The sequence below is a fragment of the Streptomyces sp. NPDC006385 genome, assembly GCF_040612485.1.
Lineage (GTDB): Bacteria > Actinomycetota > Actinomycetes > Streptomycetales > Streptomycetaceae > Streptomyces.
This window is the reverse complement of record NZ_JBEXQG010000042.1, coordinates 52,671-75,464: the sequence shown is the minus strand read 5'-3', so window position 1 is coordinate 75,464 and position 22,794 is coordinate 52,671. Positions and strand designations below refer to the sequence as shown.

The 22,794-nt window shown below is 67.4% G+C and carries 18 protein-coding genes and 1 pseudogene; 10 read left to right on the top strand and 9 right to left on the bottom strand.

The features are described from left to right. Together ABZ078_RS28000 and ABZ078_RS27995 are read left to right on the top strand one after the other, a co-directional pair. Positions 1–204, top strand: a pseudogene (locus tag ABZ078_RS28000) (MarR family transcriptional regulator); the annotation flags it as partial. A gap of 9 nt (positions 205–213) precedes the next feature. Then, positions 214–666 (top strand): GNAT family N-acetyltransferase, encoded by a 453-nt coding sequence (locus ABZ078_RS27995; RefSeq protein ID WP_356579653.1) that lies wholly within the window; start codon positions 214–216, stop codon positions 664–666. A gap of 46 nt (positions 667–712) precedes the next feature. Here the strand turns inward: ABZ078_RS27995 and ABZ078_RS27990 are convergent, their stop codons facing one another. Beyond that, complete coding sequence (locus ABZ078_RS27990) at positions 713–2,104, bottom strand: serine hydrolase domain-containing protein (protein WP_356579651.1); 1,392 nt, start codon at positions 2,102–2,104, stop codon at positions 713–715. A 60-nt stretch (positions 2,105–2,164) separates the two neighbouring features. Then, positions 2,165–3,643, bottom strand: a complete 1,479-nt coding sequence (gene dnaB / locus ABZ078_RS27985; protein WP_356579649.1) for a replicative DNA helicase — start codon at positions 3,641–3,643, stop codon at positions 2,165–2,167. Between the two features lie 461 nt (positions 3,644–4,104). Here dnaB and ABZ078_RS27980 point away from each other — a divergent pair, with 461 nt between their 5' ends. Then, positions 4,105–5,442: an MATE family efflux transporter gene (locus ABZ078_RS27980; RefSeq protein WP_356579647.1), complete on the top strand. Its 1,338-nt coding sequence runs from the start codon at positions 4,105–4,107 to the stop codon at positions 5,440–5,442. Positions 5,443–5,591: 149 nt separating this feature from the next. Here ABZ078_RS27980 and rplI read toward each other — a convergent pair whose 3' ends face one another. The 4 genes from rplI to rpsF form a co-directional block, all read right to left on the bottom strand. Then, entirely contained in the window at positions 5,592–6,038 is a 447-nt protein-coding gene (gene rplI, locus ABZ078_RS27975) for a 50S ribosomal protein L9 (RefSeq protein ID WP_356579645.1), read from the bottom strand. Between the two features lie 18 nt (positions 6,039–6,056). Further along, complete coding sequence (rpsR, locus tag ABZ078_RS27970) at positions 6,057–6,293, bottom strand: 30S ribosomal protein S18 (RefSeq protein ID WP_003949403.1); 237 nt, start codon at positions 6,291–6,293, stop codon at positions 6,057–6,059. Between the two features lie 83 nt (positions 6,294–6,376). Continuing rightward, positions 6,377–6,967, bottom strand: a complete 591-nt coding sequence (locus tag ABZ078_RS27965) for a single-stranded DNA-binding protein (protein ID WP_356579643.1) — start codon at positions 6,965–6,967, stop codon at positions 6,377–6,379. A gap of 78 nt (positions 6,968–7,045) precedes the next feature. Then, on the bottom strand, positions 7,046–7,336 hold the full coding sequence (gene rpsF / locus ABZ078_RS27960) for a 30S ribosomal protein S6 (RefSeq protein ID WP_005482942.1): 291 nt from the start codon (positions 7,334–7,336) through the stop codon (positions 7,046–7,048). Between the two features lie 287 nt (positions 7,337–7,623). On the opposite strand from rpsF, the gene ABZ078_RS27955 reads away from it, so the two are divergent. The 3 genes from ABZ078_RS27955 to ABZ078_RS27945 all read left to right on the top strand — a co-directional run bounded on the left by ABZ078_RS27955 (position 7,624) and on the right by ABZ078_RS27945 (position 10,389). Continuing rightward, complete coding sequence (locus ABZ078_RS27955; protein WP_215156347.1) at positions 7,624–7,941, top strand: hypothetical protein; 318 nt, start codon at positions 7,624–7,626, stop codon at positions 7,939–7,941. Between the two features lie 190 nt (positions 7,942–8,131). Continuing rightward, positions 8,132–9,250: a peptidoglycan bridge formation glycyltransferase FemX gene (gene femX, locus ABZ078_RS27950; protein WP_019756521.1), complete on the top strand. Its 1,119-nt coding sequence runs from the start codon at positions 8,132–8,134 to the stop codon at positions 9,248–9,250. Between the two features lie 107 nt (positions 9,251–9,357). Further along, on the top strand, positions 9,358–10,389 hold the full coding sequence (locus ABZ078_RS27945) for an alanine racemase (RefSeq protein WP_356579640.1): 1,032 nt from the start codon (positions 9,358–9,360) through the stop codon (positions 10,387–10,389). A gap of 118 nt (positions 10,390–10,507) precedes the next feature. Here the strand turns inward: ABZ078_RS27945 and ABZ078_RS27940 are convergent, their stop codons facing one another. Both ABZ078_RS27940 and ABZ078_RS27935 read right to left on the bottom strand, forming a co-directional pair. Beyond that, on the bottom strand, positions 10,508–12,007 hold the full coding sequence (locus ABZ078_RS27940; protein ID WP_356579638.1) for a glycosyltransferase 87 family protein: 1,500 nt from the start codon (positions 12,005–12,007) through the stop codon (positions 10,508–10,510). 196 nt (positions 12,008–12,203) lie between these two features. Beyond that, positions 12,204–14,897, bottom strand: coding sequence for a transglycosylase domain-containing protein (locus ABZ078_RS27935; protein WP_356579636.1), 2,694 nt, complete (start codon positions 14,895–14,897; stop codon positions 12,204–12,206). A gap of 352 nt (positions 14,898–15,249) precedes the next feature. On the opposite strand from ABZ078_RS27935, the gene ABZ078_RS27930 reads away from it, so the two are divergent. The 3 genes from ABZ078_RS27930 to ABZ078_RS27920 all read left to right on the top strand — a co-directional run bounded on the left by ABZ078_RS27930 (position 15,250) and on the right by ABZ078_RS27920 (position 18,411). Further along, the gene (locus tag ABZ078_RS27930; protein ID WP_356579634.1) at positions 15,250–15,933 is read left to right on the top strand and encodes a PadR family transcriptional regulator; all 684 of its coding nucleotides are present in this window, start codon (positions 15,250–15,252) and stop codon (positions 15,931–15,933) included. A 43-nt stretch (positions 15,934–15,976) separates the two neighbouring features. Continuing rightward, on the top strand, positions 15,977–17,059 hold the full coding sequence (locus ABZ078_RS27925) for an inositol-3-phosphate synthase (protein WP_356579632.1): 1,083 nt from the start codon (positions 15,977–15,979) through the stop codon (positions 17,057–17,059). Positions 17,060–17,148: 89 nt separating this feature from the next. After that, positions 17,149–18,411 carry an MFS transporter gene (locus ABZ078_RS27920; RefSeq protein ID WP_356579630.1) on the top strand — a complete coding sequence of 421 codons (1,263 nt, stop codon included), beginning with the start codon at positions 17,149–17,151 and terminating at the stop codon, positions 18,409–18,411. A 197-nt stretch (positions 18,412–18,608) separates the two neighbouring features. Here the strand turns inward: ABZ078_RS27920 and ABZ078_RS27915 are convergent, their stop codons facing one another. Continuing rightward, the gene (locus ABZ078_RS27915) at positions 18,609–20,075 is read right to left on the bottom strand and encodes a CCA tRNA nucleotidyltransferase (RefSeq protein WP_356579628.1); all 1,467 of its coding nucleotides are present in this window, start codon (positions 20,073–20,075) and stop codon (positions 18,609–18,611) included. A gap of 270 nt (positions 20,076–20,345) precedes the next feature. Between ABZ078_RS27915 and ABZ078_RS27910 the strand changes: the two genes are divergently transcribed. Then, positions 20,346–22,754, top strand: a complete 2,409-nt coding sequence (locus ABZ078_RS27910; RefSeq protein WP_356579626.1) for a DUF6049 family protein — start codon at positions 20,346–20,348, stop codon at positions 22,752–22,754. Positions 22,755–22,794: the final 40 nt, after the last annotated feature.

Below are 22,794 nucleotides of genomic sequence, written 5' to 3'. Positions count from 1 at the left end.
GACCGCGGCCTGCTCTCCCGCTACCTCTGCCCCACCGACCGCCGCGGCATCTACACCGACGTCACCGACAAAGGACTCAAGCTCCTCGAAGAGGCCCGGCCCACCAACGACACCGCCCTGCGCCAGGCCCTCGACGAAGCCGCGAAGAACCTTGAACTCGCCCCCCTGGTCCGGGTCGTCACGTCGGTCCCGGTGCCCGCATAGGGTGGAGGCATGGGAGATCTTGAGATACGAGCCGCCGTCGCCGACGACATCCCCGCGATCGTCGGCATGCTCGCGGACGATCCGCTGGGTGCCCAGCGTGAATCACCCGATGACCTGACCCCGTACGTGGCCGCGTTGGAGCGGCTCACCAGTGATCCGAACCAGCACTTGGTCGTCGCCGTTCGTGAGAGCCGCGTCGTCGGCACGTTGCAGCTCACGGTCATTCCCGGGCTGTCCCGGCGCGGCTCCACCCGCTCGATCATCGAAGCCGTACGCATCCACGCCGACGAGCGGGGCAGCGGCCTGGGCACGCAGCTCATCGAGTGGGCGATCGACGAATCCCGGCGCCAGAACTGCCAGTTGGTGCAGCTGACGTCCGACAGGACCCGCACGGACGCCCACCGCTTCTATGAGCGGCTCGGTTTCACGGCCTCCCACGTGGGCTTCAAGCTCCAGCTCTGACGCAGCGAAGCGCCTGTTTCACGTGAAACAGGCGCTCACCGCACAGTCAGAACGAGCCGATCCCCCGCCATCCGTCGGGGTCCACACCGCCCGGTACGGCAGCCTCCTCGTCGTACGGCTGCCGCGTGAACGCGAACGACCCGAGGTCCAGGTGGTCCACGGTCCCGTCCGGGCGCCGTACGGCCTTCAGGAGCTCGCCGGCGTAGTAGCCCTCCAGACCCGTCCATGTGCCGTCACCGTTGGCCCGGAATCGCGAGCGGCGGCCCTTGCCGGACAGCGGCTCCAGTGAAACCAGGCCGTCGGCGGTCAGCCGCAGAGCGAAGGCGTAGGTTCCCCAGTACCACTGACCCGCCAATTCCAGTACGGCCGCGTCGACGTCGTGCATCGGCCGCCACGGCTCGGGGATCCGCGGCTCGGCCTCGGCGACGATGCGGACGAGGTCGGCGGCGACGAGAGAGACCGGCGGACCAGAAGTGCAGTTGGCCAGCACCACGGCCGCTACGTCGTCCTCCACGCTGATGGTCAGGCTCGCCAGGAAACCCGGCAACGATCCCCCGTGCCCCACAAGAAGTCGCCCCTCCCTGTGCTGGACCTGCATACCGAGACCGTACGCCGCTCCGTCCACCACATCAGCGGCCTCGGGAGGCGCGGCCGGCGTCCGCATCTCCCGCACGGACCGGGCACTCAGCACTCGATCATCGCCCTTGGCCAGGAAGACGGCGAACCGTGCCAAGTCGGCAGTGGTCGACCACAGTTGACCGGCCGGCGCCATCCGGCCCAGGTCCTCGAGGGGCTCGGGAAGCATCACATCGGCCCAGGGGTGTACTGCCCAGCCGCCTGCGTGCGGGGCCTGCGGGCGCATACTCGTGCGGTTCAGGCCCAGAGGTTCGAGCACTTCTCGCCGGAGTACGTCCTCCCAGGCAGCGTCTCTCAGCTTCTCCACCAGTGCGCCCAGCAACGTGTAGCCGGGGTTCGAATAGTGGAACCGCCGGCCGGACGGATGCAGGAAGGGTTGCTCACCCAGAACGTCGGACAACTCGGGCCGCAGTGATCCGGGGGTCCGTTCCCACCAGGGCCCCGGTGCCTCGGCCGCCAGCCCGGTGGTGTGCGCGAGCAGTTCGGCGATGGTCGACTCCCCCGCTCCGGTGCCCGGCAGATGCTTCTCCAGGCGGTCACCGAGATCGAGCAGGCCCTCGTCACGCAGTCGCAGGACGAGAACGGCGGTGAAGGTCTTGGTGATCGAGCCGATGCGGTACTGCACGTTCTCGTTCGGCCCATGCCCGTCCACCGAGGTACGCGAGCCGTGCCATACAGCCCGGCCGTCCCGTACGACCGCGGCGACCAGCGAAGGCGCACGCCCTTCGGCCTGGGCCACGGCGATGCGATGCAGCAGCGCGCGGCGTGTGCTGGGAAGCAGTTCTTCCTGAGAGGTCGTCATGCCCCCAGTCCACCCGGTGGGCGGTCGGGAGTCGAGCGTATATCCCCCGCGTGAAGTGGATCAGGTCTGCGCCATGTCCACGAACCGCGAGTAGTGGCCCTGGAAGGCCACCGTGATCGTCGCCGTCGGACCGTTACGGTGCTTGGCCACGATCAGGTCTGCCTCGCCCGCACGGGGCGACTCCTTCTCGTAGGCGTCCTCGCGGTGCAGCAGGATGACCATGTCGGCGTCCTGCTCGATCGAACCGGACTCACGCAGGTCGGAGACCATCGGTTTCTTGTCCGTACGCTGCTCGGGACCACGGTTCAGCTGGGAGAGCGCGATGACCGGGATCTCCAGTTCCTTGGCCAGCAGCTTGAGGTTACGGGACATGTCCGAGACCTCCTGCTGACGGCTCTCGGCGCGCTTGGAGCCGCCGGACTGCATCAGCTGGAGGTAGTCGATGACGACGAGCTTGAGGTCGTTGCGCTGCTTCAGCCGACGGCACTTGGCCCGGATCTCCATCATCGACAGGTTCGGGGAGTCGTCGATGTAGAGCGGGGCGGCCGAGACGTCGGGCATCCGGCGTGCCAGTCGCGTCCAGTCCTCGTCGGTCATCGTGCCCGAGCGCATGTGGTGCAGGGCGACGCGGGCCTCGGCGGACAGCAGACGCATCGCGATCTCGTTGCGCCCCATTTCGAGGGAGAAGATGACGCTCGGCAGGTTGTTCTTGATCGACGCGGCTCTGGCGAAGTCCAGCGCGAGGGTGGACTTACCCATGGCGGGACGGGCGGCGATGACGATCATCTGACCCGGATGCAGACCGTTGGTGAGCGAGTCGAAGTCCGTGAACCCGGTGGGGACCCCGGTCATTTCACCGCTGCGGGAGCCGATCGCCTCGATCTCGTCGAGCGCGCCCTCCATGATGTCGCCGAGCGGCAGATAGTCCTCACTGGTGCGCTGCTCGGTGACCGCGTAGATCTCGGCCTGCGCGCGGTTGACGATCTCGTCGACGTCGTCGTCGGCCGCGTATCCCATCTGCGTGATGCGGGTGCCGGCCTCGACCAGGCGGCGCAGCACGGCACGCTCATGCACGATCTCCGCGTAGTACTCGGCGTTCGCCGCCGTCGGCACCGTCTGGACGAGGGTGTGGAGATACGAAGCACCGCCGACCTTGTTGATCTCGCCACGCTTGGTGAGTTCGGCAGCGATGGTGATGGGGTCGGCCGGCTCGCCCTTGGCATAGACGTCGAGGATCGCCTGGAAGATCGTCTCGTGCGCGGGCTTGTAGAAGTCATGGCCCTTGAGGACCTCGACGACATCGGCGATGGCGTCCTTCGACAGAAGCATGCCGCCGAGGACGGACTGCTCGGCGTCGAGGTCCTGCGGCGGTACCCGCTCGAAGGCCGAACCGCCACCGTCCCACTCACCGCTGTCCCGGCCGCGATCATGCTGTTCGTCACGGCCCCGGCCGCCGTCGCCGCGTCGTCGGGAGGCAGGCAGACGATCACTGGGCCCGCTGTCGGCCCACGGGTCGTCCAAGGGCTCGGAAATGCTCAACCGAGCCACCTCCTCCCGTCCGCCGAGCGGACCTAGCCGTGCCCCTTAGTTCTACGGCACGCCACTGACAAAATGAGAGGCCCAACTCCGCTTCTAGGTCGTCGGTTTTATGGCGGTTTCCCGGCCGACGGACGGAGTGGGCGCCGGACAACGGTAGGCCCGCGGGCACCGTCAGCCAATCTGGTTATCCACAGGCCATGTGGACGACGGCCCCGATGCTGTGGAGAACTCCGCAAAACCTGTGCACGACCCGGTGGACAGCCCTGTGAACAAGCCCTGGGTAATCCCCGGGCAAGCCCCTTGACCTGCGCATTTGCCGTCCACCGGCTGTGCAGAAGAAAAACTTCCCCAGTCGGACCAAGATCGCTTCGAACAGTACACAGACACGCACACCCCCCGACGCTGAGTAAGGGTCATTAAGGCGTTGCATCTCTTACCTGTGGACGATTAGATTGGTGGCCATGACACAGGCTCCCGCGACGCCCAAGGCCGCACGACGACAGCACGACCGAGAGATCGTCGCACTGGCCGTCCCGGCCTTCGGCGCGCTCGTCGCCGAGCCTCTCTTCGTCATGGCCGACAGCGCCATCGTCGGCCATCTCGGCACCGCACAACTCGCCGGACTCGGGGTCGCCTCGGCCCTTCTGATGACGGCCGTCAGCGTCTTCGTCTTCCTCGCCTACGCCACCACTGCGGCCGTCGCCCGACGCGTCGGCGCCGGCGATCTCCAGGCCGCCATCCGCCAGGGCATGGACGGCATCTGGCTGGCCCTCCTCCTCGGGGCCGCCGTCATCGCGGTCGTCCTGCCCACGGCACCGTCCCTCGTCGAACTCTTCGGCGCCTCGGACACCGCGGCCCCGTACGCGATCACCTATCTGCGGATCTCGGCACTCGGCATCCCGGCCATGCTCGTGGTGCTCGCCGCCACCGGTGTCCTGCGCGGACTGCAGGACACCAAGACACCGCTCTACGTCGCCATCGCGGGCTTTATCGCCAATGCCGTCCTCAACGTAGGGCTCGTCTACGGCGCCGGCCTCGGCATCGCGGGCTCCGCCTGGGGCACCGTCATCGCCCAGTGCGGCATGGCCGCGGTCTATCTCGTGGTCGTGATCCGTGGCGCCCGCAAGCATGGTGCCTCGCTGCGCCCCGAAGCGGCCGGGATAAGAGCTTCAGCACAGGCCGGGGTACCCCTGCTGGTCCGCACCCTCTCGTTGCGGGCCATTCTCATGATTGCCACGGCCGTCGCAGCCCGCCTCGGGGACGCCGACATCGCGGCGCACCAGATCATTCTGTCGCTGTGGAACTTGCTCGCCTTCGCGCTGGACGCCATCGCCATCGCCGGACAGGCCATCATTGGGCGGTATCTCGGCGCAGGAGACACCGAGGGCGCCCGGGCCGCCTGCCGCCGCATGGTGGAGTGGGGCATCGCGGCCGGCGTCGTACTCGGTCTGCTCGTCGTGATGGCCCGGCCCCTCTTCCTGCCGTTGTTCACCAGCGACACGGCTGTCCAGGACACCGCCCTTCCGGCCCTGCTCGTGGTGGCGCTCTCCCAGCCGATCTGCGGCATCGTCTTCGTCCTGGACGGCGTCCTGATGGGAGCAGGCGACGGCCCCTACCTGGCCTGGGCCATGGTGGTCACCCTGGCAGTGTTCACCCCCGTCGCACTGCTCGTCCCCGCGATCGGCGGCGGTCTCACCGCGGTCTGGGCGGCCATGACACTGATGATGTCGGTGCGCATGCTCACGCTCTGGCAGCGCACCCGCTCAGGCCGCTGGATCGTCACGGGCGCCACGCGCTGACGGTTTCACGTGAAACACGCTGTTTCACGTGAAACAGATGGAATCTCTCGTAGCCCAGCGCAGAGTCCGCAGTGCCGCACACAGCAAAGGGGGCCGTACCCCACTGGGTACGGCCCCCTTTGTTCAGCTGTTCAAGCCGAGCGCAGCGATCAGGCCGCGATGACCTCGATGTTGACCTTGGCGGCAACCTCGGGGTGCAGACGCACGGACGTCTCGTGGGCGCCCAGGGTCTTGATCGGCGCACCAAGCTCGATGCGGCGCTTGTCGACCTCGGGGCCACCGGCAGCCTTGATGGCCGAGGCGATGTCGGCCGGGGTGACGGAGCCGAAGAGGCGACCGGCGTCGCCGGAGCGGACGGCCAGACGGACCTTCACACCTTCGAGCTGGGCCTTGACAGCGTTGGCCTGCTCGATGGTCTGGATCTCGTGGATCTTGCGAGCACGACGGATCTGCTCGACGTCCTTCTCGCCACCCTTGGTCCAGCGGATCGCGAGCTTCCGCGGGATGAGGTAGTTGCGAGCGTAACCGTCCTTGACGTCGACGACGTCGCCCGCGGCGCCGAGGCCGGAGACCTCGTGGGTGAGGATGATCTTCATTAGTCGGTCACCCTTCCCTTATCGCGCGGTGGAGGTGTAGGGCAGCAGCGCCATCTCACGGCTGTTCTTGACGGCCGTAGCGACGTCACGCTGGTGCTGCGTGCAGTTGCCGGTCACGCGGCGGGCACGGATCTTGCCGCGGTCGGAAATGAACTTCCGCAGCATGTTCGTGTCCTTGTAGTCCACGTACGTGACCTTGTCCTTGCAGAAAGCGCAGACCTTCTTCTTAGGCTTGCGCACAGGCGGCTTCGCCATGGTGTTTCTCCTGTGTGATCAAGAAGTTTGGGTAACGACCCGCCCTTGACCCGGACCGGCCTCGAAGGACCGGACCCGAATGCCTAGAAGGGGGGCTCGTCCGAGTAGCCGCCACCGCCGCCGGAGCCACCGCCCCAGCCGCCGCCACCGCCGCCACCGCCAGCGCCCTGCTGGCCACCGGCGGGAGCGCCGGTAGCCCACGGGTCGTCAGCGGGAGCGCCGCCGCCCTGCTGGCCGCCACCAGGGCCACCGCCCCAGCCGCCGCCACCCTGGCCGCCACCGCCGCCGTAACCGCCCTGGCCACCGCGGCCGCTGGTCTTGGTGACCTTGGCCGTGGCGTTGCGCAGGCTGGCGCCGACTTCCTCGACGTCCAGCTCGTAGACCGTGCGCTTGACGCCCTCGCGGTCCTCGTAGGACCGCTGCTTCAGCCGGCCCTGCACGATGACGCGCATGCCTCGCTGGAGCGACTCAGCGACGTTCTCCGCCGCCTGACGCCAGACCGAGCAGGTCAGGAAGAGGCTCTCGCCGTCCTTCCACTCGTTCGTCTGGCGGTCGAAGGTGCGGGGAGTGGACGCGACACGGAACTTCGCGACCGCCGCACCGGAAGGGGTGAAGCGCAGCTCGGGGTCATCGACAAGATTGCCGACGACCGTGATGACGGTCTCGCCTGCCATGGGGGAACCTCTCGGCGGGTTTGCTGCTGGCTGCTAGTGCTGCTACTCGATGCCCGAGATTCAGCTGAGCGGGAGAGCTCAGTGGGTCTCGGGACGGAGGACCTTGGTCCGGAGGACCGACTCGTTCAGGTTCATCTGGCGGTCGAGCTCCTTGACGACCGCAGGCTCGGCCTGCAGGTCGATGACCGAGTAGATGCCCTCAGGCTTCTTCTTGATCTCGTACGAGAGACGACGACGGCCCCAGGTGTCGACCTTCTCGACCTTTCCATTGCCCTCACGGACAACGGAAAGGAAGTTCTCGATCAGGGGGGCGACAGCGCGCTCCTCCAGATCCGGGTCGAGGATGACCATCACCTCGTAGTGACGCATGTGGAACCCACCTCCTTTGGACTCAGCGGCCACGGTCGTTCCGTGGCAGGAGGGTTGTGATGCGTACGCAACGGTATCGGCCGCCACTGACAATCGGGGACCCGCTGGCGGTTTCCCCTGCGTGGACTGGGCGGACTCCCTGGCATGGCCTGGGCAGACACCGGTGCAGACGGTACAGAGTACCCGCACACGTGCTTCCGGTTGAAATCAGCCCAGGGAGCCCGCCACTCTGTACACATCGGGTGTGTATGGCGCTACGATGCGCCGCCTTCCGCAGGAGGTGCCCTATGGCACAGGCAATGCGACCCAACACCGTCGGAGGCCTCTTCGCCACGGACGGAAAGCCCCACCCGCTCCAGGACACCCTGCTCGCGGTGACCCTGGTGCTGGGCATCACCTCCTTCGTCGTGGCGCTCGTCGACGACGACCTGCACTTGCTCAGCTCCTGGACCGGCCTGGTGGGCATCCTCACCGGCGCCTACGGCCAGTGGATCTCGGAAACGACACGTGAGCGCTTCGGTCTGATCCTGGGCCTCGGCGCCGCCGGTGTCGGCTTCTTCCTCGGCATGGCGCACGGCGGTCTCTTCGGTGGGGTCTTCGGCTGACGCCAGGGACATCACCCCCCGAAAACACACAGAACACCGCCTCGAACGGAACCGAACACCTCGGCGACCCACAGGCCGAGGCGAAGCTTCCGTACGCCCAGTCGGGGTGCTCCAAAGGCGCAGTAGGCTTCGGCGCGAGAGCCGGAGCCCCTGTACCCATGGGGACACACCAGCCCGAGGAGCGCCCCGAATGAGCCTGACCCTGAGGACGATCAGTCGCGAGCAGCATCTGGCATACATCCAGAGCCTGCCGTCGGCGAGCCACATGCAGGTCCCGGCCTGGGCGGACGTGAAGGCGGAGTGGCGCTCGGAGAGCCTCGGCTGGTTCGACAAAAGCGGTGAACTGGTCGGCGTGGGTCTCGTCCTCTACCGGCAGCTGCCCAAGATCAAGCGCTACCTCGCCTATCTGCCCGAGGGCCCGGTCATCAACTGGTTCGCGCCAAATCTGACCGACTGGCTGGAACCGATGCTCGCGCACCTCAAGCACCAGGGCGCCTTCTCCGTGAAGATGGGCCCGCCGGTGATCATCCGGCGCTGGGAGGCCACCTCCATCAAGGCGGGTATCCAGAACCCGGACGTGAAGCGGCTGCGGGACATCGAGGCCGACTTCATCGAGCCGCGCGCCTTCGAGGTCGCCGACAAGCTCCGCCGTATGGGCTGGCAGCAGGGCGAGGACGGGGGCGCCGGCTTCGGCGACGTCCAGCCGCGCTACGTCTACCAGGTGCCGCTGGCGAACCGGTCCCTGGAAGAGGTCCACAAGAACTTCAACCAGCTGTGGCGGCGCAACATCAAGAAGGCCGAGAAGGCCGGCGTCGAGGTCGTCCAGGGCGGCTACGAGGACCTCGCGGAATGGCAGCGGCTGTACGAGATCACAGCCGTCCGCGACCACTTCCGGCCGCGCCCGCTGTCGTACTTCCAGCGCATGTGGACCGCCCTCAACACCGAGGACCCCAACCGCATGCGGCTGTACTTCGCCCGGCACAACGGGGTGAACCTGTCGGCGGCGACGATGCTGATCGTCGGCGGTCACGTCTGGTACTCCTACGGCGCCTCCGACAACATCGGCCGTGAGGTCCGGCCCTCGAACGCGATGCAGTGGCGGATGCTGCGCGACGCCTACGCGCTCGGCGCCACCGTCTACGACCTGCGCGGCATCTCCGACTCGCTGGACGAGACCGACCACCTCTTCGGCCTGATCCAGTTCAAGGTGGGCACGGGCGGGCAGGCCGCCGAATACCTCGGTGAGTGGGACTTCCCGCTGAACAAGCTGCTCCACAAGGCGCTCGACATCTACATGTCGCGTCGCTGACCTTGCGTCGTCCGCTTCGATACCGTCAACTGCTGCACCGTCGATAGCTTCCATAGCTTCCATACCTCTGATACACCGCAGCCACGAGAAAGGTTCCAGGTCCGGCCATGGCGCTCACGCTCTACGTCGACACCGCGCGCTGGCGGGCGCACCACAAGCACGTGCAGGAGCAGTTCCCGGGGCTCGTCCCGGTCTGCAAGGGCAACGGCTACGGGTTCGGGCACGAGCGGCTGGCGGAAGAGGCCACGCGGCTGGGCTCCGACGTCCTCGCCGTCGGCACGACGTACGAGGCCGCGCGCATCAAGGACTGGTTCGGCGGTGACCTGCTGGTGCTGACGCCGTACCGGCGCGGCGAGGAGCCGGTGCCGCTGCCCGACCGGGTCATCCGCTCGGTGTCGTCGGTGGACGGCGTGTACGGCCTCGTGGGCGCCCGCGTCGTCATCGAGGTGATGTCCTCGATGAAGCGGCACGGAGTGAGCGAGCGCGACCTGCCGCAGCTGCACGCCGCCATAGAGAACGTCCGGCTGGAGGGCTTCGCCATTCACCTGCCGCTGGACCGCACCGATGGCTCGGACGCCGTCGAGGAGGTCATCGGCTGGATGGACCGCCTGCGCGCGGCCCGGCTGCCGTTGCACACGATGTTCGTGAGCCACCTCAAGGCCGAGGAACTCGCCCGCCTGCAGCAGCAGTTCCCGCAGACCCACTTCCGCGCCCGTATCGGCACGCGGCTGTGGCTGGGTGACCACGAGGCCACCGAGTACCGCGGCGCGGTCCTGGACGTCACGCGCGTCTCCAAGGGCGACCGCTTCGGCTACCGGCAGCAGAAGGCGGCCTCGGACGGCTTCCTGGTGGTCGTCGCGGGCGGTACGTCGCACGGAGTGGGTCTGGAGGCCCCCAAGGCGCTGCACGGCGTCATGCCACGCGCCAAGGGCGTCGCCCGGGCCGGCCTCGCCACGGTCAACCGGAACCTTTCTCCCTTCGTCTGGGGCGGCAAGCAGCGCTGGTTCGCAGAGCCGCCGCACATGCAGGTCTCGATCCTGTTCGTCCCCGCGGACGCCCCCGAGCCCAAGGTCGGCGACGAGTTGGTCGCCCATCTGCGGCACACCACCACGCAGTTCGACCGACTCGTCGACCGCTGAACGAGCGCCGCCCGGCGACGCCGTAATACCGCCGCTCAGCAACCCGACAACAGGGGAAAGGCCGCACACGTTCCGTCGTGTACGGCCTCTCCCACGTGTACTGATCACCTCTGTTCGCTCAGAGCGAACTCTCGGTCGCCCCGTCTTTGCCCCACGCCACCTGCGGTTTCTCGAAGTGGACCGCATGCCTCGGCGGATGGGCCGCAGGACCGAGCACGAACACGTCCTCCGCCCGGTCGAGCACGCCACCCGAGGGGTCGTCGTCACCGGCCCTGCGTACCGGATCCCGCTCCGGCATGAGGATGTCCCGTACGACGACGGCGAAGAGGTACAGCGTCCCCAGCAGGTGCACGCCGATGGCCCAGTGGTAGCCGTCCGGCGGCAGTCCCTTGTGGGCGTCCCCGCTGGTGGTGTACGCGAGGTACATCCAGATCCCCAGGAAGTACACCACCTCGCAGGCCTGCCAGATGAGGAAATCCCGCCACCTCGGCCGGGCCAGCACGGCCAGGGGCACCAGCCACAGCACGTACTGGGGCGAGTAGACCTTGTTGGTGAGGATGAACGCCGCGACGATCAAGAAGGCCAGCTGAGGGAAGCGCGGGCGGCGCGGCGCGGTGAGCGTGAGCGCGGCGATGCCGGCACAGCACAGCAGCATCAGCAGCGAAGCGAGGGTGTTGACGCTCTCCGTGCTCAGCGGGTCAGTGGAGTTCTGGGCCATGATCAGCCAGAAGGACCCGAAGTCGACGCCCCGTTCCTGGCTGAACCGGTAGAACTGCGACCACCCGTCCCAGGCGAGGAGCATCACCGGAAGGTTCACGACCAGCCAGGCGAAGACCGTGCCGCCCAGCGCCTTCCCGAAGTCTCGCCACTTGCCCGCGCGCCAGCACAGAACGAACAAGGCGCCGAGCAGGAAGACGGGGTAGAGCTTCGCGGCCGTGGCGAGTCCCAGGAGGACACCGAAGGCCAGCGAGCGACCGCGTGACCACATCAGCATCGCCGCGGCCGTCAGGGCGACGGCCAGCAGGTCCCAGTTGATGGTCGCCGTCAGCGCGAAGGCGGGCGCCAGAGCGATCAGCAGCCCGTCCCAGGGGCGCCGGGCGTGCGTGCGGGTGACACATACGGCGATGACGGCCGCGCACACCATCAGCATCCCGGCATTGACCATCCAGTACCACTGCTGCTGGTCCTGGATGCTGCCGCTGCCCGGTGTCAGCCAGGAGGCCACCTCCATGAAGACACCGGTCAGCACCGGGTACTCGAGGTACTCCATGTCGCCGGGAAGCTTGTCGAAGTACGGCACGAGGCCGTCGGCGAAACCGCGCCCCTGGTAGAGGTGCGGGATGTCCGAGTAGCAGGCATGCGTGTACTGCGAGCTGGCGCCGAAGAACCAGGCACCGTTGTAACAGGGCGCCTTCTGGACCAGGCCGAGGGCGAACATACCGATGGCCACGAGCGCGACGATCCGCACGGGAGTCCACCAGGACGTCCCGAGCAGGGCACGCCGTCCGATGGGGCCACCGATCAGCTCGCTCCCGCTTGCGGCGACCTCGTCCTCCTTGGTCGGCAGCACCGGGTCGGGCACGTGCACGCTCGTGGGCGTCGTCTCTGCACTGGGCATGGGGGACATCCTGCCGTACCTGTCTGAGAACGGTGCGAGGACGACTGGGGTGCGGCGGCCGAGTGTTTCACGTGAAACCGACGTTTCACGTGAAACAGGCCGCCGACCGAGGAACGGGGACCGACAAAGGCCGGTGGCCGACACCCATGAAGCAGGGTGCCGGCCACCGGCCTTCTCTCGTCGGGTGATCCGTCGGTCAGCCTGATGGTCCGCCGAAAATGCCTCCGCTGCCGTTGGCATTGCCGTTGCTGTTGCCGCCCGTCTCCGTCTCCGTAGGCGTCGGCGTCGAGGTCACGCCCCCGTCCGTGCCACCGCTGTCCGTGCCGCCGATCTCATTGCACTGGAAGCCGAAGCAGGTCTCGCTCGGTGTGGGCGTCGGCGAGGTCAGCGACTCACTGGGCGTCGGGCTCGGTGTCGGGCTGGCCTCCTCCGTCTGGCTCGGAGTGGGGATGGGCGTCGGGGTCGGGATGTCGTTGACGATCTCCCCGATGGGCGCCGGCGTCGGGAAGGGCTCGGGCTTCGTGTTCTTCAGCGCCTGTTCCATGTAGTCGTGCCAGATCTCGGCCGGGAACGACGCACCGTGGATCTTCTCCTGACCACCCGTTCCGAACATCTTCAGGAACTCACGGTTCTGGTTCTTCTCATTGTCGTCCAGGCGGAACATGGCGATCGACGTCGACAACTGCGGGGTGTAGCCCACGAACCAGGCGGACCGGTTGCCGTCCGTGGTACCGGTCTTGCCAGCCACCTCACGGCCGGGCAGCTGGGCGCTGGTACCCGTGCCCTTGTCGACCACCGTCTTCAGGACGTCCGTGACGTTGTCGGCGACCGCCGCGGTGAAGGCATCCTTGGTCTCCGTCTTGTGGGTGAAGACCACGCCGTCCTTGTCCTTCACCTCCATGACGGAGAAGGGATCACGCTGCTTTCCGCTGGTCGCGAAGGTGGCGTAGGCGCCGGCCATACGGATCGCGCTGGGCTGCGAGGTGCCGATGGAGAAGGACGGGTAGTCCGCACCGGCCAGGCTGCTCTCCAGGACGCCCGCGTCCACGGCCGCCTCCTTCACCTTGTCCAGCCCGACGTCCATGCCGAGTTGTACGAAGGCGGAGTTCACCGACTCCCTCATCGCCTCACGGAGGTCGATGCGGTAGCTCGGGGGAGTGCCGTACGACTCATCTCCGTCGTTGACCTGGTTCCACTCCTCACCCTTCTCGTTCCGCCAGATGTCGCCCTTGTAGTCCTTGATCTTGAGCTTGTTCTTGCCGCTGTACAGGCTCTTCGGAGAGACCTTGGTGCGCTCGTCCTGTGCCTGGTCAGGTCCCAGATCCGGGTCCAGCACGCCCCACTTCATCGCGGCCGCCAATACGAACGGCTTGAAGGTCGAACCGACCTGCGCACCCGTCACGTCGGCGTTGTTGGTGAAGTGCTTCGTCGCGTCCGTGCCGCCGTAGACGGCCCTGATGGCCCCCGTCGCCGGATCCACCGAAGCCCCGCCGAACTGGACGTGGGTGTCGGTCTTCGGTCGCTCCTTGGGCTTGATGTTGGCCTTGTAGACCTTCGTCACCGCGTCCTCGAGCTCGTTGACCTTCTTCTTGTCGAAGGTCGTGTAGATCGAGAGGCCGCCCACGCGCAGCTTCTGCTCGGTGATCCCGGTCGTTTTGCTGTTGTTGACCAGGTAGCCATTGGCGAGATCGACGAGGTAGCCGATCTGACCGCTCAGCGCGGTGTTGAAGCGCGGGTTCTTCACCGCGGGCAGCTTGGTGTACTTGGCGCGCGCATCGGGGCTCAGATGCCCGTACTCGACCATCTTGTCGAGGGTGTCCTGCATCTGGACCAGGGCCCGCTTGCTGTTGGCCTTGGGCGTGGCCGCCGGGTCGATGGACGTCGACCCCGCGGGGTCGTAGTACGTGGCGCCCTTGAGCATGGCCGCGAGGAAGGCGCACTCGCCCTCGTTCAGCTTGATGGCGTCCTTGTTGAAGTACGCGCGGGCCGCGGCCTGGATCCCGTAGGCGTTGCGCCCGTAATAGGCGGAGTTCAGGTAGCCAGCCATGATGTCGTCCTTCGACCACGTGGCGCCAACCTTGACCGAGACCAGGATCTCCTTGAACTTCCGGGAGAGGGTCTGCGACTGATCATTCAGCATCGCGTTCTTGACGTACTGCTGGGTGATCGTCGAGCCGCCCTGCGTCTCGCCGCCCCTGGCCATGTTGAACACGGCGCGGGCGATGCCCTTCGGGTCGATGCCGCTGTCCTCTTCGAAGGTCTTGTTCTCCTGCGAGATGACCGCGTTCTGCATGGCCTTGGGAATCTGCGACAGGTTGATGATCTGCCGGTTGGTCTCACCACCCGTGGAGACCATCTCGCTCTTGTCGGACCAGTAGTAGACGTTGTTCTGCGCCTCGGCGGTCTCGGCGACCTTGGGGGTGCCCACCATGGCGTACCCGATGCCCGCCACAGCCACCAGGCTGCCCATGAAGGCGATGAACAGCCCCGCCACGAGCCTCCACGACGGCAACCAGCGCGCGACGCCGTACTTGCCCGACCGCGGATAGTCGACGAACCGCTTCTTTCCAGGGGGCGCGGTCCGTCCCCGGCCCCGCCCGGGACCGTTCGGCCCGCCGGGAGCGGCACGGCGGCCGCCGCGGTCAGGGTCGGCCGCTCTGCGGCGGCCACCCCCACTTCTCTGCGCGGCGCGACGTGCCTCGGCGCGTCCGCCGTACGGACGTTCCTCGCCTCCGGAACCGTTGTAACCCGACTCGTACGAGTCGGAAGGAGATCCAGTGGCGCCTCGCGGTGCCGCTCGGCGGCCGGAGGACGAGCCGGTTTGGCCGCGTCGGGCCGCGGCACGTCCGCCTCCCTGCGGCTGCGGCGGTTTGCGACGGTGCTCGCTCATCGAACGACTACTCCTCGGGCAGGCGCACGCCTGGGCGCCTGGCAACGGCGGCTGTTTTCCGGTCCCCCCGAAGTACGGATGCGGTCGGTTCCGCATTCACCCGTACTGCACCAAGGACGACGACGCCCTCAGGCGTCACTTGGTTCCCGGTGCTGTGCATGGCGCACAGACTACGCACCGTCAAAGCCCCCCTAGCCCCGAACTTCACCCCAAATCAGGCAACTCGCTCCACATGAATCGTTGATGTGATCCCGTTCACCGTCCCGCCACTTGTCCCGTCCGGAAGGCCGTTCTATCGTCGTGATGTATCGAGTCGATACATCAGCGCGAGATAAGACGAGGAGGCGAGCAGATGAGCCGACGTTCCGGGATTCTCGAGTTCGCCGTACTCGGACTGCTCCGCGAGTCCCCGATGCACGGCTACGAGCTGCGCAAACGACTCAATACGTCGCTGGGCGTGTTCCGTGCGTTCAGCTACGGCACGCTCTATCCCTGCCTCAAGACGCTGGTCGCCAACGGCTGGTTGATCGAGGAACCGGGGAACACCACCGAGGACGCTCTCGCCGCACCACTCGCAGGGCGTCGCGCCAAGATCGTCTACCGGTTGACGGCAGAAGGTAAGGAGCACTTCGAGGAACTGCTCTCGCAGACCGGCCCTGACGCATACGAGGACGAGCACTTCGCTGCCCGATTTGCCTTCTTCGGACGCACACCCCAGGACGTGCGCATGCGCGTGCTGGAGGGCCGCCGCAGCCGGCTGGAGGAGCGCCTGGAGAAGATGCGCCTCTCCCTCGCCCGTACGCGGGAGCGCCTCGACGATTACACGCTTGAGCTCCAGCGCCACGGGATGGAGTCCGTGGAGCGCGAAGTGCGCTGGCTGAACGAGCTCATCGAGAGCGAGCGGGCCGGGCGGGACCTGAGAGGTTCCGCCTCCGGGGAGCCCGACTCGCGGGACACCACATCTGGAGCGCCGGGCGGCCTGCCCCGGCCGGGGGACACCCCTCGGCCGGATACGCCCGACGACACCGCCACGTGAGATCCACTCAGGACCTCACTCGTACACACAGGGAGCAACCGGAATGGGTTCGGTTCGCGTAGCCATCGTCGGCGTGGGCAACTGCGCCGCGTCGCTGGTTCAGGGAGTCGAGTACTACAAGGACGCCGACCCGGCGTCGAAGGTCCCCGGCCTGATGCACGTGCAGTTCGGCGACTATCACGTCCGTGACGTCGAGTTCGTCGCTGCCTTCGATGTCGACGCGAAGAAGGTCGGCCTCGACCTCGCGGACGCCATCGGTGCCAGCGAGAACAACACCATCAAGATCTGCGACGTGCCGCGCAGCGGCGTGACCGTCCAGCGCGGGCACACCCTCGACGGCCTCGGCAAGTACTACCGCGAGACCATCGAGGAGTCCGCCGAGACCCCGGTCGACGTCGTCCAGGTCCTCAAGGACAAGCAGGTCGACGTCCTCGTCTGCTACCTGCCCGTCGGCTCGGAGGACGCGGCGAAGTTCTACGCCCAGTGCGCCATCGACGCGCGTGTCGCCTTCGTCAACGCCCTGCCGGTCTTCATCGCCGGTACGAAGGAGTGGGCGGACAAGTTCACCGAGGCGGGCGTCCCGATCGTCGGCGACGACATCAAGTCCCAGGTCGGCGCCACCATCACGCACCGCGTCATGGCGAAGCTGTTCGAGGACCGCGGCGTCATCCTGGACCGCACGATGCAGCTGAACGTCGGCGGCAACATGGACTTCAAGAACATGCTCGAGCGCGACCGCCTCGAGTCGAAGAAGATCTCCAAGACGCAGGCCGTCACCTCCCAGATCCCCGACCGGGACCTCGGCGAGAAGAACGTGCACATCGGCCCGTCCGACTACGTCGCCTGGCTCGACGACCGCAAGTGGGCCTACGTCCGCCTTGAGGGCCGCGCCTTCGGTGACGTTCCGCTGAACCTGGAGTACAAGCTCGAGGTCTGGGACTCCCCGAACTCCGCCGGCGTCATCATCGACGCCCTGCGCGCCGCGAAGATCGCCAAGGACCGCGGCATCGGCGGCCCGATCCTGTCGGCGTCGAGCTACTTCATGAAGTCCCCGCCGGTCCAGTACTTCGACGACGAGGCCCGCGAGAACGTCGAGAAGTTCATCAAGGGTGAAGTCGAGCGCTGAGGCTCGCTCCGAAACGCTCCTGCCAGAGCTGCCGAGGGTCCCCGGGTTGTACCGCCCGGGGACCCTCCTCGTGTGTGAGGCTGGGCCTCATGTCCGTCGTACGCGACCTGCGGGTCCTGCTGCGCTTCGGGAACTTCCGGCGCCTGCTCGTCGTACGCCTGCTCTCGCAAGGCGCCGACGGCGTCTACCAGACCGCGCTCGCCACATACGTCGTCTTCTCCCCGGAGAAACAGACCTCGGCCGCCGCCATCGCCTCCGCGATGGCGGTACTGCTCCTGCCGTACTCCCTGGTGGGACCCTTCTCCGGCGTCCTGCTGGACCGCTGGCGACGCCGCCAGGTCCTGCTGTACGGCAGCCTGCTGCGCACCGTACTTGCTTCGGCGACGGCCGTCCTGATCATCGCCCAGGTCCCGGACTGGCTCTTCTACGTCTCCGCCCTGTGCGTCACCGCCGTCAACCGCTTCGTCCTGTCAGGGCTGTCCGCCGCGCTGCCACGTGTGGTCGACGACGAGCGACTCGTGATCGCCAACTCCCTCTCCCCGACCGCTGGAACGCTCGCCGCGACCGCGGGGGCCGGGCTGGCCTTCCTCGTACGGCTGGTGGCCTGGGACTCCGATGCCGCCGTGGTGCTTCTGGGAGCCGCCCTCTACCTGTGTGCGGGACTGGCGTCACTGCGCATGTCCCGCGAACTGCTGGGTCCTGACCTGGAGTTGGTGCAGCCACGCCTCGTGGCGGCCCTCGCCGGCACCGCACGCGATCTGGCGGCAGGCGTACGCCATCTCGCCACTCCACCGCGCCGGCAGGCCGCCTGGGCGCTGTTCGCCATGTCCCTGATGCGCTTCTGCTACGGCGCCTTGCTCGTCATGCTGCTGATGCTCTGCCGGTACGCCTTCTCGTCGAACGCCGATGACGGACTGGCCCTGCTGGGGCTCGCCTTGGGGTTCTCCGCCGCCGGTTTCTTCGCGGCGGCCGTGGCGACCCCCTGGGCGGCGGGGCGACTGGGAACCGGCCGCTGGATCGTCGTCTGCGCGGGCAGCGCCGCGGTCCTGGTGCCTACCCTCGGGCTGATCTTCGCCATAATTCCCATGCTGGTGGCGGCATTCGTCCTGGGCCTGACGACTCAGGGGGCGAAGATCGCGACAGACACGATCGTGCAGACCTCGGTCGAGGACGGCTTCCGCGGCCGGATCTTTTCCGTCTACGACGTGCTGTTCAACGTCGCCTTCGTCAGTGCGGCCGGCGTTGCCGCCCTGATACTGCCGCCCGACGGCCGCTCGGCACCGCTCGTAGTCACAGTCGCCGTTATTTACGCGGCAGTTGCTGGGACTATGGCTCGCTTTGGACGCCAGTAAGTGCCGTTCACCCAGGGACGCTTCTACGTCCAGACCGGCGACGGCGACAACTTCTTGCTGCGCCTCCCGGATGTCTGATGTGACCTCTCCGCATACTGAGGGGCTGTGTTTCACGTGAAACACAGCCCCTCAGGACGTACCGGCCTCCGTGAAGCGGGGTCATGTTTCACGTGAAACATGACCCCGCTTGCATGAGCTCAGCTCTGCGCTGCCCACCACTCCTTTAGCGCGGCCATCGCCTCGTCGTGCTCCATCGGTCCGTTCTCCAGCCGCAACTCCAGCATGTGCTTGTAGGCGCGGCCGATGACCGGCCCGGGCCCGACGCCCAGGATCTCCATGATCTGGTTGCCGTCGAGGTCGGGTCGGATGGCGTCCAGTTCCTCCTGCTCCTGGAGCTGAGCGATCCGCTCCTCCAGGCCGTCGTAGGCCCGGGACAGCGCGGCCGCCTTGCGCTTGTTCCGCGTGGTGCAGTCCGAGCGGGTCAGCTTGTGGAGGCGGTCCAGAAGGGGACCCGCGTCACGGACGTAGCGGCGGACGGCCGAGTCCGTCCACTCGCCGGTGCCGTACCCGTGGAAGCGCAGGTGGAGCTCGACCAGACGTGAGACGTCCTTCACCAGCTCGTTGGAGTACTTGAGCGCGGTCATACGCTTCTTCGTCATCTTCGCGCCCACCACCTCGTGGTGGTGGAAGGAGACCCGGCCGTCCTTCTCGAAGCGGCGCGTGCGCGGCTTGCCGATGTCGTGCAGCAGCGCGGCCAGCCGCAGGGTCAGGTCCGGACCGTTCTCCTCCAGTGCCATCGCCTGCTCCAGGACGATCAGCGTGTGCTCGTAGACGTCCTTGTGCCGGTGATGCTCGTCGCTCTCCAGCCGCAGGGCCGGCAGCTCGGGCAGAACGGGCCCGGCGAGCCCGGTGTCAACCAGCAGCGTCAGACCCTTGCGCGGGTGGGCCGAGAGGATCAGCTTGTTCAGTTCGTCCCGCACGCGCTCCGCGGAGACGATCTCGATGCGCCCGGCCATGTCCCTCATGGCCGCCACCACCTCGGGCGCCACCTCGAAGTCGAGCTGCGCCGCGAAACGCGCCGCCCGCATCATGCGCAGCGGATCGTCCGAGAAGGACTCCTCCGGCGTGCCAGGGGTCCGCAGCACCCGCGCCGCGAGATCATCCAACCCACCGTGCGGGTCGATGAACTCCTTCTCCGGCAGCGCGACGGCCATCGCGTTCACGGTGAAGTCGCGCCGGACAAGATCCTCCTCGATGGAGTCGCCGTACGACACCTCCGGCTTCCGCGACGTCCGGTCGTAGGCCTCCGACCGGTAGGTCGTGATCTCAATCTGGAAGATCCGCTCAGCGGATCCGTCGCGGGCACTCTTCTGCGCCCCGACCGTGCCGAAGGCGATCCCGACCTCCCACACGGCGTCCGCCCATGGGCGCACGATCTTCAGCACGTCCTCGGGGCGGGCGTCGGTCGTGAAGTCCAAGTCGTTGCCGAGCCGGCCGAGCAGCGCGTCCCGGACCGATCCGCCGACCAGGGCGAGCGAGAACCCGGCCTCCTGGAAACGGCGGGCGAGGTCGTCGGCGACAGGGGCGACCCGCAGGAGTTCACTCACCGCACGGTGCTGCACCTGACTCAGGACACTGGGCTTTTCTTCGTTGGCGTTCGGCACAACAAAAGAGGGTACGTGGCCCCGGCGACCGCGAGCGCCTCCATTAAATGCGCACACCATGTGCGCGGACACCACCGTCCATACGCGCACAAGGGCAGCCCTTGCGACGTGCTGAAGCGCTCCTCCTTATACCTGCATATACGGGACATGCGCGGCGGGAGGAACCGATCTTGTGGAGCACTCCGCGGCACTTCCCCTCAGCGCGCATCGTTACCATGCGTGGACGCACATTCCGACGACCACTGACGACGACGAGGGACGGGCGAGCGCGTGGCCGAGGCGGCAGACTTCCAGGGGACCAGTCCCTCACCTGCCCGCCGGTGGCTACGGCGAACGGGAGCACTGTTCGCCGGGGTGCCACTGCTGGCCGGCCTGCTTCAGCTCCCCACGGCCGCGCAGACGCACGCCGCCGGGCAGGATTCCCTGAAGGCCGCTTCCGGCTCGGGCTCGGTGGCCGTGGCCGTGGACTCGCTCACCCCCTCCGTTCCCGGTGAAGGTGACACGCTGACCGTGTCGGGCTCGGTGACCAACGAGGGCAAGCAGACAGTCACCGACGCGCAGGTGGACCTCCGCCTCGGGCCCGCCCTCAACACACGCTCGGACATCGACACGGTCGCCCGGCGCAGCGCCTACCAGGACGGCCTCGATGGAGCTCCGGTGGGCGGGAAGTACGTCAAGGAGTTCTCCAAGCTCACCCCAGGCGTCGCCCACCGCTTCAGCATCTCCGTGCCGGTCGACAAGCTGGATCTCGGCGGCGACGGGGTCTACCAGTTCGCCGTCTCCCTGTCCGGTGAGACTTCCGCGCAGCCGTGGAACCGCGTGCTCGGCATCCAGCGGACCTTCCTGCCGTGGCAGCCCGACGGGGCGGACACGAAGACCCGGACGACGGTTCTGTGGCCGCTCGTCTCGACCGCGCACATGACGGCGCAGACGGGCTCGAACGAGTCGCAGACGCCGGTCTTCCGCGACGACGAGCTCGCCGAGGAGATCTCCCCCGGCGGCCGGCTGGAGCAGTTGGTGTCGCTGGGCAAGGAGCTCGACGTCACCTGGGTGATCGATCCCGACCTGCTGGCCTCCGTGGACGCGATGACGGACAGCTACCGCGTCCAGGGCGAGGGCGACGCGACAACGGCGGGTCACCATCAGGCAGTCGCCAAGGATTGGCTCGCCGAGCTGCAGGAGGCGGTGCAGGACAAGGAAGTCGTCGCCCTGCCCTTCGGCGACCCCGACGTGGCGGCCCTGGCACACAACGGCACACAGGTGACCGGCTCGCTGAGCCACCTCAAAGAGGCCACCGACGTCGCCGCCGACACCGTCGACTCGATTCTCCACGTTCAGCCGACCACCGACTTCGCCTGGCCCGTGAACGGTGCCGTCGACCCGTCCATCGTCAAGGTGGCCACCTCCGGCGGCGCGGACAAGGTGATCGCCCGCAACGACAGCCTGGTGGAGACGAGCGGCCTGCCCTACACGCCCTCCGCGGCTCGCCCCATCGGCGGCGGCACGACGGCGGTCGTCTCGGACGCACGGCTGTCGACCGTGTTCCAGGGCAACCTGACACGGGCGTCGAGCTCGACACTCGCCGTACAGAGGTTCCTGGCCCAGAGCCTGGCCCTCAACCTCCAGTCGGACAAGCAACGCAGCATCGTCGTCGCACCGCAGCGGATGCCGACGGCCAGCCAGGCTCAGGCAATGGCCGAGGCGGTGACGGCGCTCCAGGACGGCACATGGTCCCAGTCCCAGGACCTCACGGCCGCCGCGGCGGCCAAGCCCGACTCGGGCGCCACCACGAAGGTGCCGGCCGCGTCGCGGTACCCCTCCTCGCTGCGCAAGCAGGAGCTGCCGCGATCGGCCTTCGAGCAGATCGAGACCACCCAGGACAAGCTCGACAAGTTCAAGGTGATCCTCTCCGACGAGTCCCGTGTGGTGACCCCCTTCGGACGTGCCATGAACCGGGAGATGTCCACGTCGTGGCGTGGCCGCTCCGCACAGGCCGCCGACTACCGCAACGGCGTCGAGGCGTACCTCGACTCCCTGGCCGGCCAGGTCACGCTGATCGAAAAGTCGGAGACCAAGCTCTCCGGGCGCAGCGCCTTGATCCCCGTGACTGTCCAGAACAACCTCGTGCAGGACGTCGAGCACCTGGTGCTGCGACTCACCTCCGAGAGCCCTAGGCGACTCGAGATCGACGGCAAGGACTTCCACGAACAGCGCGTCACCGTCTCCGGCGGGCATAGCCAGACGGTGAAGTTCACCACGTCCGCTCAGGCCAACGGCCAGGCCGAGGTGGTTGCCCAGCTGTACACGGAGGACGGCCAGAAGTACGGCGCCCCCGTCAGGTTCGACGTGAAGGTCACCGAGTTCACGGCCACGGTGATGCTGGTCATCGGCGGCGGTTTCCTCCTGCTGGTCCTCGCCGGATTCCGTATGTACACGCAGCGCAAGCGCGCGGCGGCCCGCGAGGCCGAGGAGGACGGTTCCCCGGAGTCGGCCGAGGCCGACGGCGGACCGGAGAACTCGGACGAGCCCGACGCGCGTCTCACTCCCGAAGGCTTGCTCAAGGAGGAGTCCGGCACCGGAACCCGGGCAGACGCCCCGGAGCAGCCGAGTGACCCGACACCGGACACCGCAGCGGAAAGCGCCGACCCGTCCGGCACGGGTGAGAGAGTGGACCGTTGAGCGATGTCGTGGCCGTGGGCCCGGGACGATGAGGTGGGGT